Source organism: Natronococcus sp. JC468 (assembly GCF_012163165.1).
GTDB classification, from domain to species: Archaea; Halobacteriota; Halobacteria; order Halobacteriales; family Natrialbaceae; genus Natronococcus; species Natronococcus jeotgali.
Map to the genome: position 1 here is coordinate 132,833 of NZ_JAAVUO010000005.1, position 13,049 is coordinate 145,881.

Annotated in this window: 12 protein-coding genes and 1 pseudogene; 7 read left to right on the forward strand and 6 right to left on the reverse strand. The window is 69.4% G+C overall.

From position 1 onward, the window contains the following. The first annotated feature begins 142 nt into the window (after positions 1 to 142). Positions 143 to 1,864, forward strand: coding sequence for an aldehyde ferredoxin oxidoreductase family protein (locus tag GWG54_RS05075; RefSeq protein WP_167936745.1), 1,722 nt, complete (start codon positions 143 to 145; stop codon positions 1,862 to 1,864). Between the two features lie 25 nt (positions 1,865 to 1,889). Here the strand turns inward: GWG54_RS05075 and GWG54_RS05080 are convergent, their stop codons facing one another. Next, the gene (locus GWG54_RS05080) at positions 1,890 to 3,062 is read right to left on the reverse strand and encodes a sugar MFS transporter (RefSeq protein ID WP_167936746.1); all 1,173 of its coding nucleotides are present in this window, start codon (positions 3,060 to 3,062) and stop codon (positions 1,890 to 1,892) included. A gap of 139 nt (positions 3,063 to 3,201) precedes the next feature. Here GWG54_RS05080 and GWG54_RS05085 point away from each other — a divergent pair, with 139 nt between their 5' ends. Genes GWG54_RS05085 through GWG54_RS05095 form a run of 3 tightly spaced genes read left to right on the forward strand, consistent with a single transcriptional unit; the run spans position 3,202 to position 6,839 of the window. After that, positions 3,202 to 4,563 (forward strand): ethanolamine ammonia-lyase subunit EutB, encoded by a 1,362-nt coding sequence (locus GWG54_RS05085; protein WP_167936747.1) that lies wholly within the window; start codon positions 3,202 to 3,204, stop codon positions 4,561 to 4,563. A 2-nt stretch (positions 4,564 to 4,565) separates the two neighbouring features. Next, positions 4,566 to 5,381 (forward strand): ethanolamine ammonia-lyase subunit EutC, encoded by an 816-nt coding sequence (gene eutC, locus GWG54_RS05090; RefSeq protein WP_167936748.1) that lies wholly within the window; start codon positions 4,566 to 4,568, stop codon positions 5,379 to 5,381. Positions 5,382 to 5,387: 6 nt separating this feature from the next. Beyond that, entirely contained in the window at positions 5,388 to 6,839 is a 1,452-nt protein-coding gene (locus tag GWG54_RS05095) for an ethanolamine ammonia-lyase reactivating factor EutA (RefSeq protein WP_167936749.1), read from the forward strand. A 10-nt stretch (positions 6,840 to 6,849) separates the two neighbouring features. Here the strand turns inward: GWG54_RS05095 and GWG54_RS05100 are convergent, their stop codons facing one another. Then, positions 6,850 to 7,188, reverse strand: a complete 339-nt coding sequence (locus tag GWG54_RS05100) for a hypothetical protein (RefSeq protein ID WP_167936750.1) — start codon at positions 7,186 to 7,188, stop codon at positions 6,850 to 6,852. Between the two features lie 162 nt (positions 7,189 to 7,350). Beyond that, a complete protein-coding gene (locus tag GWG54_RS05105; protein WP_167936751.1) occupies positions 7,351 to 8,487 on the reverse strand; it encodes a thiolase family protein in 1,137 nt (378 codons plus the stop codon). 116 nt (positions 8,488 to 8,603) lie between these two features. Between GWG54_RS05105 and GWG54_RS05110 the strand changes: the two genes are divergently transcribed. Beyond that, complete coding sequence (locus tag GWG54_RS05110) at positions 8,604 to 9,278, forward strand: DUF5806 family protein (protein ID WP_167936752.1); 675 nt, start codon at positions 8,604 to 8,606, stop codon at positions 9,276 to 9,278. 1 nt (position 9,279) lies between these two features. On the opposite strand, the gene GWG54_RS05115 is transcribed toward GWG54_RS05110, so the two are convergent. After that, entirely contained in the window at positions 9,280 to 9,780 is a 501-nt protein-coding gene (locus tag GWG54_RS05115) for a hypothetical protein (RefSeq protein ID WP_167936753.1), read from the reverse strand. Positions 9,781 to 10,109: 329 nt separating this feature from the next. On the opposite strand from GWG54_RS05115, the pseudogene GWG54_RS05120 reads away from it, so the two are divergent. Then, positions 10,110 to 11,087: pseudogene (locus GWG54_RS05120) on the forward strand (hypothetical protein). Between the two features lie 24 nt (positions 11,088 to 11,111). Here GWG54_RS05120 and GWG54_RS05125 read toward each other — a convergent pair. Next, complete coding sequence (locus tag GWG54_RS05125; protein ID WP_167936754.1) at positions 11,112 to 11,807, reverse strand: lipoate--protein ligase family protein; 696 nt, start codon at positions 11,805 to 11,807, stop codon at positions 11,112 to 11,114. Between the two features lie 58 nt (positions 11,808 to 11,865). Between GWG54_RS05125 and GWG54_RS05130 the strand changes: the two genes are divergently transcribed. Then, complete coding sequence (locus GWG54_RS05130; RefSeq protein ID WP_167936755.1) at positions 11,866 to 12,741, forward strand: hypothetical protein; 876 nt, start codon at positions 11,866 to 11,868, stop codon at positions 12,739 to 12,741. A gap of 42 nt (positions 12,742 to 12,783) precedes the next feature. Here GWG54_RS05130 and GWG54_RS05135 read toward each other — a convergent pair whose 3' ends face one another. After that, on the reverse strand, positions 12,784 to 13,026 hold the full coding sequence (locus GWG54_RS05135) for a twin-arginine translocase TatA/TatE family subunit (RefSeq protein WP_245242745.1): 243 nt from the start codon (positions 13,024 to 13,026) through the stop codon (positions 12,784 to 12,786). Positions 13,027 to 13,049: the final 23 nt, after the last annotated feature.

Here is a 13,049-nt window from a genome sequence, read left to right on the forward strand (position 1 = left end):
GCAGTGACGCTCAGTTCCGGTTATCGTCGCCGGCCGTCCCGGCCGAACCTCGCCCTCGAGGACGAAGCGGAACTACCCCGAGAGCATCGATAATGCCGTATACAGTAACTGTTTTATGGGGATCGATAATACCGTACACAGTATGAACCACGTTCGCGGACCGCTGTGTTCGATCGACCTCGAGGAACGCACCTCGTCGACCGAGGACGTCGACGACGTCCTCGAGTCGTTCATCGGCGGGCGCGCGCTCGGGACGAAGCTGGCCCACGACCGCATCCCGTTCGACGCCGACCCGCTCGGGGCGGACAATCGGCTCTACTTCGCGACGGGGCCGCTCCAGCACTCGACGATGAGCTTCACGGGGCGGATGTCGGCGACCGCCGTTTCGCCGCTGACCGACGGGCTGCTCTCCTCGAACGCCGGCGGCTTTCTCTCGCGGAACTTCGCGGGAACGGGCTACAGCGCCGTCGAGGTAACCGGCGCCAGCGACGAACTCGTGATCGTCCACGTCACCGACGGGGTCGACGAGTCACACTCGTCGGGCAGCGAGACGGAGTCTCGCCCGCGCGTCGAGTTCGAGGCGGTGCCGGACCTCGAGGAGGCGACCGTCCCCGAGACCTGCGAGTACATCGAGGACGAGCACGGCCTCGAATCGGAACACACCGTCGTCGTCGGCCCCGCCGGCGAGAACGAGGTCCGGTTCGCCTCGATCATGACCTCGGAGGAGCGGGCGTTCGGCCGCGGCGGACTGGGCGCGGTCCTGGGATCGAAGAACGTCAAGGCGATCACCTTCGACGGCGACTCGACCCACGAGGTCGAGATCCCGCCGCTGCAGATGGAGGTCCACGGCGAGGCCGCCCAGTCGGATCACATCATGAAACGGCAGGGGACCTCCTCGATGACCGAGTTCGCGAACACGGTCGAGGCGCTGCCGACGCGGTACTTCTCGGAGCTGTCCTTCGAGGGTGCCGAGGGCGTCAGCGGCGACCGCGTCGAGGAGAAGAAGTACAAGAAGGGAACCTGCTCGGCGTGTGCGTTCGCCTGCAAGCTCCCCACCAGAGACGAGGAGTCGGGCCTCGAGACCGAGGGGCCGGAGTACGAGACCGTGATGGCGTTCGGGCCGAACTCGGGGGTCGACGACATCGTCGACGTCATGCAGTCGAACAAGCTCTGCGACGAGCTCGGACTGGACACGATCTCCTGTGGTGATACCGTCGCGGCCTACCTCGCCAGCGAGGCGGAGTTCGGCAACGCCGACCTGATCCACGACCTCGTCGAGAAAATCGCCTACCGCGAGGGCGTCGGCGACGACCTCGCCGAGGGAGTCGACCGCGTCCACGACGACCTCGGCGTCGAGAACTGGTCGGTCAAGGGCCTCGAGTTCCCCGCCCACGACGGGCGGGCACTGAACGGGCAGGGGCTGGCCTTCGCCACCTCGAACCGCGGCGCCGACCACATGTACGCCGAGTTCTACCCCTACGAGTACCCGCTGGTCGACTCCGAGCGGGCCTTCGAGAAGGAGGGCCTCGAGGACAAACCCCCGAAGGTCGTCGAGCTCGAGAACGTCAACGCGATCAAGGACAGCGCCGTCCTCTGTAAGTTCTCGCGCGATTTCGTCGACGAGGACCGCCTGTCGACCCTGCTCGACGCCGACTACGAGGAACTACTCGAGATCGGCGGGGCGGTCGTCTCCCTCGAACGGCACTTCAACAACCAGCGCGGCTTCGACCGCGCCGACGACGCGCTGCCGTACGAGCTGCCCGACTTCGACGCCGCGCTCTCGGAGTACTACGAGGTGCGGGGCTGGAACGACGACGGGACGGTCGCCGACGACCAGCTGAGCGCTGTCCCGGCCGACGACTGAGTCGCCGTCCGCTTTTCCCGTTCTCTCACGCGCTGGCGTCGACGGTCGGCGCCCTCGGAGTCCCCGTCCACAGCCACGTCGCCGCGATCGTCGCCGCCAGCGCGCCCGCGATCGCGACCGTGAGCCACAGCGCCCGGCCGAGGCCGTACGCCTCCGCGAGGACGCCGACGACGGCGGGTGCGGTCGCGATCCCGGCGTAGGTCGCGCCCGTCGTCACGGCGTTGATCGGGCCGCTGTACTCGGGGGCGGCCTCGACGGCGTACGCCGACAGCGCCGGGAACCCGCTCGAGAGCGCGGCGCCGGCGACGAAGACCGCCGCGAACAGCGCGGGGCCGGTGACTCCGGAGAACGCCGCCGCGAGCGCGGGGATCGCGAGCGCGGAGGTCCCGAACAGCAAGGCGAGGTAGGGAACCCGCTCGACGACCAGCGTGTAGCCCGCTCGAGCGGGGACGTACGCCAGCAGGTACGTCGACAGCAGCAGGTTCGCCGTTCCGGTCTCGTAGAACCCCTCGGCGTAGTAGGCGAGCCAGGTGAAGACGATCCCCTCGACGGCCCCCGTAAGCAGGATCCCGACGGCGGCGCCGACGACGGCTGGCCGGCCCAGCAGCTCCCGAAGCGCCGCGATCGAGATCGATCGTTCGGCCGCCATCGAGGGGAGTTCGGTCCGAGCGGCGACGGCCGCGACCGGGAGGAAGATCGCGGCGAGCGCGAGGAAGACGACCCGCCAGTCGGCGACTGCGACGACGACGCTGACGAGCTGTGGTCCGAGTACGGCGCCGACGGCCCAGGCGAGCGCGTAGGCGATGTACACCCGCCCGCGGCGGGCCGAGTGGATGTGGCTCAGGGCCGCCCGATCGACGCCGCGAAAGACGCCCGCGGCGCCGCCCTGGGCCAGCAACGCGAGCAGGAAGAGGGCGTAGACGGGCGCGGCCGCCATCGCGACAAGCGCGCAGATGACGCCGGCGACGCCCGCGAACAGCGTCCAGCGCATTCGAAGCCGTCCGGCGAGCAGTCCCGTCGCGACGGCGGCGACGGCGAAGCCCGCGGTACCGGCCGGCGCCACCAGCCCGAGCGCGCTCTCGGAAACCCCGAACGTCGCCTCCAGACTCGAGAGGATCGGCCCCCTGGCCTGCATCGCCATCGCATCTCCGAGGACGAACAGGAAGATCGCGATCGTCCAGACCGTCGTTCGTTTCATACCACCGCTGTCGGTTCGTCGAAGAAAACCGTGGCTATCGTCGAGCGCCGAACGCGCCGTCGCTTTCATTCCAGCAACCGTGGTTTGGTAACATTTGACGAACGGTGAAGGTTCTCCCCGCCCTACCGTCGGACGGGAGATGGCAGTCAAAACCACCACGCCCGACGCGGGGGATCGCTTCGACTCCGTCGTCGAGGTACTGGCCAAGGCGAACGAACCCAAGACCGGCGACGAGCTGGCCGGAGTCGCGGCCGACTCGGACGCCGAGCGAGTCGCCGCCAAGCGGGCGCTGGCGGGGATGCGACTCGAGACGCTCCGGGAGAACCCCGTCGTCCCCGCCGACGAGGACGAGGTTACCCGGGTCATCCAGGAATCGGTTCGGGAGCCAGTTTACGACGAGATCCGCGAGTGGACCGTCGCCGACCTGCGGGAGTACCTCGTCGCCACCGACACGGGCGAGCGAGAGATCGCGGCGATCCGTCCCGGGCTCACCAGCGAGATGATCGCCGCGGTGACGAAGCTCATGTCGAACCTCGACCTGGCACTGGTCACCTCACGGATGGAAGTGCCCGCGCGGTGTAACACGACGGTCGGTGAGCGCGGAACCCTCTCCTTTCGCCTGCAGCCCAACGACCCCGCTGACGACGTCGCGAACATCGTCGACGCGACCCGAGAAGGATTGTCCTACGGCGTCGGCGACGCCGTGATCGGCGTGAATCCGGTTCAGGACGGCGTCGAGACGACGACGCGGATCCTCGAGGCGACCCACGAGTTCATCGAGGAGTGGGGCGTGCCAACCCAGAACTGCTGTCTCGCCCACGTCACCACCCAGATGGACGCCATCCGCGAGGGCGCTCCCGCGGATCTCGTCTTCCAGAGCCTCGCCGGCACGGAGGCCGGCAACGACGAGTTCGGCGTCGACGTTGCCCTCCTCGACGAGGCCCACGAGCTCGCGCGGCGTCGATGTACGTCCTCGGGACCGAACGTGCTGTACTTCGAGACGGGCCAGGGCGCCGAGCTGTCGGGCGACGCCCACGAGGGCGTCGACCAGCTCACCCTCGAGGCCCGCTGCTACGGGCTCGCGAAGCGGTACGAGCCGTTCCTGGTCAACACCGTCGTCGGCTTCATCGGCCCGGAGTACCTCTACGACGGGCGCCAGGTGATCCGCGCCGGCCTCGAGGACGTGTTCATGGGCCAGCTCCACGGGATCCCGATGGGGATCGACGCCTGTTACACGAACCACATGCAGGCCGACCAGAACGACATCGAGAACCTCGCCGTGTTGCTCGCGGCGGCGGGAGCGAACTACTTCATCACGGTTCCGATGGGCGACGACGTCATGCTGAACTACCAGTCCAACAGCTACCACGACGCCCCCGCCCTCCGGGAGCTGTTCGACCGCGACCCAGCGCCCGCCTTCCGCGAGTGGCTCGAGGAGATGGACCTCTGGCGCGAGGGGCGGCTCACCGACCGCGCGGGCGATCCGACGATCTTCACGTGATCATGGCATCCGACTCTGACCCCGACGCCGACGGACCCGAACCGACCGCCGACCGCGACGCGAAAGCCGACGTCGAGACCGACCGTGCAATCGCGGACGAGGAGGCGCTCCGGCGAATCGCCGACCGAACGCCGACCCGCCTGGGCGTCGGTCGCACCGGCCCGCGACCGACCACCGACTCGCTGCTGGCGTTCCGGGCCGACCACGCGGTCGCCCGCGATGCGGTCCGCTCCCGGGTGGACGACGAACTGCTCGCGGACCTCGACCTCGTCGCCCTCCGGACGAACGTCGCCGACGCGGACCAGTACCTCGCACGACCGGATCTCGGCCGGGAGCTCGACGCGGCGAGTCGCGAGCGACTACTCGAGGAGTGCGATCCCGAACCCGAGGTCCAGCTGGTCGTCAGCGACGGGCTCTCCTCGACGGCCGTCGAGGCGAACATCCCGGAGCTACTGCCGATTCTCCGGGACGGGCTCGCCGAGCGTGGGATCTCGGTCGGCACGCCCGTCTTCGTCGAGTTCGGCCGCGTCGACGTGATGGACGCGATCGGCGAGGAGCTCGGGGCCGACTGCTGTGTGATCCTCATCGGCGAGCGCCCCGGGCTCGGCAGCGCCGAGAGCCTGAGCGCGTACCTCGTCTACGGCCCCGAGCGCGGGACGGCGACCTCGAGGAAGTCGGTCGTCTCGAACGTCCACGACGGCGGGCTCCCCCCGGTCGAGGCCGGCGCCGAGCTCGTCGACCTGATCGAGGAGACCCTCGCGGCCGAGGCCAGCGGGATCGACCTCCGCGAGGACGACCGCGAGTTCAGGGAGTCCTGATCGGCCGTGACCGACCGCTCGGAACGGCTGACCAGCGTCGGGGTCGACGTCGGAACGACGACGACGCACACGGTCGTCAGCCGCCTGCGTGTCGAGACGTCGCCCGGCGGGGCCGCGAGCCCCGAGATCGCCGACCGCGAGATCGCCTTTCGGGGACCGGTCCGCGAGACGCCGCTGGTCGATCCCGAGACGATCGACGTCGAGGCGGTCGCCGCGCTCGTCGCGGGTGACCTCGAGGCGGCGGGCGTCGATCCCGCCGCCGTCGACACCGGAGCCGTGATCGTCACGGGTGAGACCGCCCGCCGGGAGAACGCCGAACCGCTCGTCCACCGGATCGCCGCCGACGCGGGACGGTTCGTCGCGGCGACGGCCGGCGCCGAACTCGAGGCCGTCCTCGCCGGCCGCGGTTCCGGCGCCGCGACTCGCGCCGCCGAGCGAGGCGAGACCGTCGCCAACGTCGACGTCGGCGGCGGGACGACCAACGTCGCGATCTTCGAGGGGCGATCGGGCGACGGGCGCGGGCGGGGCGGGGTACCGGTCGGAGAGACGCGCTGTCTCGACGTCGGCGGCCGACTCGTCCGATTCGACGAGGACGGACGCGTCGAGTCGGTCTCTCCGCCCGCACGGCTGCTCGCGGACGCGCTCGAGCTTTCACTCGAGGTCGGCGACGAACCCGACGACGAACCGCTCGCCGCGCTCGCTGCGGCGATGGCCGACCGAGTCGTCGACCTGTTCGAGGGGCCGCCGTTCGACCCCCTCACGCGCGAGCTGGCGATCGGCGAGCTCCCGTCCGAGCCCGTTTCCCTCGACGGCGTCGTCTTCAGCGGCGGGGTCGGTCGGCTCGTCGACTCGCCATCGGCCGAGCCGTTCGCCTACGGGGATCTCGGGGAGCTACTCGCCGCCGCGCTCCGCGATCACGAGCGGGTGCGATCCTGGCCCGTTCGCGAGCCCCACGAGGATCTGCGGGCGACCGCCGTCGGCGCCGGAACCGAGTCGACGACGCTCAGCGGGCGAACGATCTCGATCGAGCCCGACCTGTTCCCGCTCCGGAACGTCCCGGTCGCCGACGCCGGCGACCTCGCGGGCCGCGAGGAACGGGCCCTTCGCGAACCGCTCGAGTCGGCGGTCGCGCGGCTCCGGGAACTCCACGACCTCGCCGACCTCGACGCCGTCGCCCTCACGATCGCCGACGTCGGCCCGCTCGAGTACGAACGTCTGGGCGCGCTCGCAGACGCCCTCACAGGGGCCGTCGATCCGCTCCCGCCGTCGCTTCCGGTCCTCGTCGTGACCCGACAGAACTGCGCGAAGGCGCTGGGGCAGCTCCTCCGTCGGCGAACTGATCGTCCCCTGGCCGTTCTCGACGAGCTCCGTCCCCACGGGGGCGACTACCTCGACGTCGGCGCGCCGATCGCGGGCCACCGAAGCGTTCCCGTCGTCGTCAAGACGCTGGCGTTCTGACTGCGGTCGGCTACCGCTCGCCCTCGGAGCCCGACCCGTTCGGATCCTCGAGATCGTCCGGCCCCATCCGATCGTCTCCCCGCGAGGGAAGCGGCGCGTCGTCGGCCCTCGAGGGGTGGATATTGAAGTTGTTGTCCCTGTAGGGGTCGCTTTCGGGCTCGTAGTCGAGCTCGCTGCGCTCGAACAGGTAGATGAAGAATCCGAAAAGCGGGATCGCGAACGCGATCGCGGCCCACTTTCCGGCCGGCTCGAGCCCGACCCGTCCCGCGTCGTAGTAGACGAACGCGGTGATCCCCAGGTGCCAGGCGAACGGGATGCCGACGATCGCCGCCAGCAGGATGGTGCTCATACGCCGCCTACGGCTCGAGGCTACTAAATCGCGGGCCCGGAACTCGTCTCACTCGACCTCGAACTCGATCGCCGCGCCCTGGCGCGACCACCTTTTGTCTCGGGCGCTCGCACAGCGAGCCCCCCTCGCAAAATCTGGACCAAAAGGCCCAGATTGAGCGCCTCAGTTGACCTCGAACTCGATCGCCGCACCCTGGCCGAAGCCGACACACAGCGTCGCCAGACCTCGCCCGCCGCCGCGCTTCCGGAGTTCGTGAATCAGCGTGACGGGCAGGCGTGCGCCGGAGGCCCCCAGCGGGTGGCCGATCGCGATCGCGCCGCCGTTGACGTTGAACTTCTCGGGGTCGATCCCGAGCTCGTCGCGGGAGTAGATCGACTGGCTGGCGAAGGCCTCGTTGAGTTCGACCAGATCGTAGTCCTCGATCTCGCGGCCGTTGCGCTCGAGCAGGCCGCGGGTCGCGGGCACGGGTCCGATCCCCATCACCGTGGGGTCGACGCCGGCGACGTTGTTCTGGCCGGCCTCGGCGAGAATCTCGAGGTCGTGTTCCTCGGCGAAGGCCTCGCTGGTGATCAGCAGGGCGGAGGCGCCGTCGGAGATCTGGGAGGCGTTACCGGGCGTGACGGTGCCGTCGGATTTGAACACCGTGGGGAGTTCAGCGAGCTTTTCGGCCGTCGTCCCCGGTCGGATCCCCTCGTCCTCGTCGACGGTGCCATCCTCCGTCTCGACGGGGACGATCTCGTCGTCGAACCGTCCTTCTTCGGTCGCCTCGGTCGCGCGCTGCTGGCTCCGGGCGGCGTACTCGTCCTGCTGTTCGCGGCTGACGCCGTACTCCTCGGCGACCTTCTCGGCGGTCATCCCCATCTGGAGCTCGCCGATATTGTACAGCTCGGCCATCTGCGGGTGGACGTTGTGGGTGTTCTCGCCCATCGCCACGCGAGACATGTTCTCGACGCCGCCGGCGATGACGGCGTCGCGGTTGCCCGCGGCGATCGCGTCCGATGCCGAGATCACCGCCTGCATCGAAGAGGCACACCAGCGGTTGATCGTCGTCGCGGGGACGCTCTCGCCCAGTTCGGACAGCAGCGCGATCACGCGGGCCAGGTTGTTGCCCTGCTCGCCGCGTTGCTGGGCACAGCCCCACATCAGGTCGTCGACCTCCGCGCCCGAGAGGCCGGTTTCGGCGAGGATTTCGTCGATCAACGGGACCGAGAGGTCCTCGCTGCGCACGTCCGCGAAGACGCCGTCCTCCTTCCCTTGCGGGGTTCGTACTGCCTCGACGACGACCGGTGTCTGTGACATACCGTATCGGACATTCCTCACGAACTTAAATTCGATAGAACTCCCGAGGATGCGAGCGGAGTTTACGAGGGGACTCGAGAACAACGCTTATCCCGAGTAGCTGGCAATACGCGGCCATGGACGACGACGGACTGGACGCCGGGCTCGAGGCCCGGGACGCTCGGACCGACGAACCCGATGGCGACGAGCGGGACTCGATCGACGCCGGCGGCACAGCAGACGCCGACGGTTCCGGCGGCGACGACCCGATGCCGAACGTCCCGGATCCCGAGCCCGAGGAGTCGGACGTGCCCGACGACGTCCGGAAGTACGCCCGATTCAAGAAGATGGACGGCGCCCAGTACGAGCGGGTCAACGAGTTCCTGCGGGACCGAACGTACATCACGGCCCGCGAGTGGGCCATCGCACGGCTCTGTTCGGACTTCCGGACCGAGACCGGTGTCGAGATGACCAAGATCGGCGAGAACCTCCCCGAACTGGTCCCGTTTATGACCGACACCTACACGCCCCAGGCGGTCAACCAGGCCCGCGCGTCCTTCGAGGAGAAGGTCCGGATGGCGGGCGCGACCTTCCTCTACGGCGCGATGTGTGACTTCTTCACCGCCGAGGAGCTCGACGACGTGATGTACGAGTCCACGGAGGTCGCGAAGTTCCTGCTCGAGGTCGAGGGCGTCGACCTGGCCGTCGAGGAGGAACTCGAGGCCGAGGAGCGGATCTCGACGGTGATGCGGGAGGTTCGGGAGGCGAGTGAGGAGCTCCGGGAGCGGGAGACCGACGCCGACGCGGAGTAGCTCAGTCGACGTCCCAGGCCCGACGATCCCGTTCCTCGAGGAACAGCGACGGATCGCCGTGGGAGAAGACGATCCACTCGGCGGCGTCCTCGGGACGGACGTGGATCCGAAAATCCGACTCACGCAGCGCGCGCTCGAAGACGTCGCGGGCCTCCGGGAAGGCGTACGCGACGGGAACGACGACCGCGGTTTCGCTTCGCTCGTCGCGCTCGACGATCAGCGCGAACCGCCGATCGCCGCCCTCGGACGGCCGGTAGTACACCTCCGCGTCCCCGACCGCCACCGCCTCGTCGGCAACGATATCCTCGAGGCGCACGTACACTGACTCCGTGATCGTAACGTCGAGTCCCGACCGATCCCCGCGCTCGACCGGGGTCACGTCGATCGGCTCGAGGACGAGCACCTCCCAGCCGCGCTCGCGGTACTCCGCGGCGACCTCGCCCGCGTCGGCGATCAACTCCTCCCACCCGGGGGTCGTCGTCGGGTTCGGTTCGTCGCTCATCGGACTCCCTCCGCGAGTCGCGCCATACTGGAGTTCCCCACCGCCGACCGAGAAAAACGTTGCTGCGACCCTCCGGACCCCTGGGCCGGCGTCAGTTTCGCCGAGAGAAACGGTCCGTGCGGTCGAGTATCGGACAACTTTGGCGCGCGAAACCCGCGAAAACTACGACCCGACGCTACGCTGACGACGTCCTCGCGGTGGCCGCCTCGGCGGACTCGTCTCCCGATCGTTCTCGAGGCGAGACGGCGCGACAGGCGGTCCGTACTCTCTCGAGCTGACCGGTAATCGGAACGATACTTTGACGAGTGATATGTCAGATATAAATCAAAATGACGACGAACGATTCGGAGACAGGCGATTCCGCGGGCAAACGACGCGACGAACGCGAGACCAGCGACGGGACGGGCGGTCCCCGGATCTCCCGCCGGCGAACGCTCCGCGCCGGGGCGCTGGGCGCCGGGGGACTGTTCGGGCTCGCGGGCGTCGGCGTCGACCGCGCCGCGGCGGCCTGTAGCGAACCCGAGGAGGTACTGCACCTCGACTACGATGCGGTCGACGACTGGCCCGATCTCTACCGGGTCTCGAACGGCGACGACGACAACCTCACGCTCGTCGCCAGCCCGACGGCCTCCGGCGATCGGGCCCTGCAGTTGCGGATCAGGGAAGGCGACAGCTGGGGCGTGAGCACCCACTACGACTTCGAGGACGGCCTGCTCGAACTCAACGGTCGCGTCGACTTCGCGCTCAACACCGGGTGGTCGATGTCGGGGCGACGGCTGGCGAACTGCCGGCTCTGGAACTGCGCGATCGCCAGCGGAACCGAAAGCGCGGGCGGGGGCACGCCCGACGGCACCAACGGCTGGAGCAACCGAATGTACATCACCACTCGAGGCACCGACCCCGAGGGGCCGTACCACCTCCTCTCGAACACGTACCACATGGGCGAGGGCTAGGGCGCGTACGGCGACCAGGACTACATCGTCGACGGCGAACCGACTGCGCTCGCGACCCCCAGGATCGTCCCGGGCCGGTGGTACGAGTTCGAGTACTACGTCCGCGTGAACACGGTCAGCGGGGGCACACCGAACGCCGACGGCGTCGTCCGCTACTGGCTCGACGGCGACCCGATCTACGAGCGCGAGAACTTCCAGTTCACGACCGACCGGGAGAACAACGCGATCGAAACGACGGGCCCCGTCGGCTACTACGGCGGCCGCTACACGGCCCCGAAGAACCTCTACGCCTACTACGACAACCACTCGATCGCGCTCGAGGGGGCGTTCGACCCCGACGCCTGCGAGCCCTAGACGAGCCGCGGCCCCGGGGCGCGATCACGCCGTTACCTCGACGATCTCCGGCCTGCGATCACCGACCAGTTCCTCCTCGATCGCCCGCGCGATCGTCGTCGGGTCGTCCTCGCCGCTGGCGCGGGCAACGCTGCCGACGCCATCGGGATCGAACGCCACTCCGAGCGCGCCGTAGACTGCCTCGAGGACGGCCGCGAGCCCCTCGCGGTTGTCGACCACGAGGATCCCCGAGACCAGCGCCGCGTCCCGGCGAACCCGCTGGGCGATCCCGGCGACCTTCCGGAGCCGCCCGGCGTCCGACGTCGACAGGGAGTGTGCGCCCGGACAGAACGAGGCGTCGGGCTCGCCGCGCTCGAGGTCGACCCCCAGCTCCTCCAGCGCGCGGGCCACGTCCGCGGTCAGTCGCTCGTAGCGCTCGTCGGTGCCACGACGGAAGTCCACGATCGGTTCGGCGCGGGCAAAGGCCAGCGTCGTCTCGCCGTCGTACGCGACCGCCCGTCCGCCCACGCTGCGCTCGACCGGAGGAAACCCGCGTTCGCTGGCGGCCTCGCGAGCGCGGTCGTACCCCTCGAGTCGGCTATCACGACGGCCGAAGGCGACCTGTCGGTGCGGCGTCCAGACGCGAACGGCAGGGTCGCCGTCCGCGGCGCCCTCGAGGAGCCGCTCGCTCACCTCGCGGTCGGCTTCGATCGTCCCCGCTCGGCCCCGAAACACGCGCATGCCCCGACGTTCGGGTCGATGGGTCTAAACGCTCCCGCTGCCGACTCGCAGACGACCGATGGCCGTCACCCTCCCCGACGCGGTGCTCGCCCGCTACCGGCGGTTCTCGCTGTACAATTCGCCATACCGCGCCCACGACGGCGGCTGCGCGGTCGATCTGTACCCCGGGACCCTGCGCGACGGCCGGACGACCGCCGCGCCCAGCCCCGTCTCCGGCGTCGTCCGCGAGACCCGCACCGTCCGCGCGCCGCCGAAACCGTACGCCCCCGAGCACGACCACCTGATCGTGATCGACTGCGACGGTCCCGACGACCTCGCGGGGCTGACGGCCCGCGTCCTCCACGTCGAGCCGACCGTCTCGGCCGGGGATCGGATCGCGGCCGGAGAGTCGCTTGGCACCCTCGTCCGCGCGGGCTTTTTCGCCCCGTGGGTCGACAACCACCTCCACGTCGGGTTTCGGGAGTCGGAGCAGAACCCGTACCGGGCGTCGGGATCGCTCCCGCTCGAGCCCGGCGTCGAGATCGAACCGCTCGCCTGGGACGGGACCGGCGAGGTCGTCGCGACGGGCGAGACCTACGCCGTGTTGAACGCGCCGACCCACCCCGAGCCGGGAGCGCGGTTCGTCGGCGTCGGCGCCGACTCCGGAAGCGTCCTCGACGGCGGCCTCCCCCACTACGAGGGTGGCGGGCTGCTCGGACCCGCGAGGTCGTCCTCGGGGGCCGTCTCACTGAACGGCGATCGACTCGGCGTCCTCGATGGACGAACGATAGACTGGGACGACGTGGTCGTCACCGCGAACGGCGAGCCGATCACCGGGCTCTCGCTGTTCTGTGCCCGCGACGGCGACTTCGGCGCGAAGCTGATCCGCCCGGACCACGAACTCGAGGTCGGCCAGTGGGTCCGCGTTCGCGTTCGCCCCGGTCGACGCTCGTAGCGGGTCACCGACGCTCGCGGCGAGTCTTGGGAAAAATCGGGTTCAGTCAGCGGTTCGCTCGGTCTCCTCCGACTCGACCTCCGCGCGCTCCCGAGCCGCGGTTCGCATCTCCTCGAGTTCCCGCTCGACCTGTACGCGGCCCTTCTCGAACTCGCCCATCGACTCGCCGGCGGCGCGCGCGAGTCCGGGGATCTTCGCCGTCCCGAACAGCAACACGGCGATGAAGAGAATGATGAGCAGCTCCGGGCCGCCCGGCATCATGAACATCGGTACTAGTGAACTCATCGCAACCGGAGCTACGACTCCAG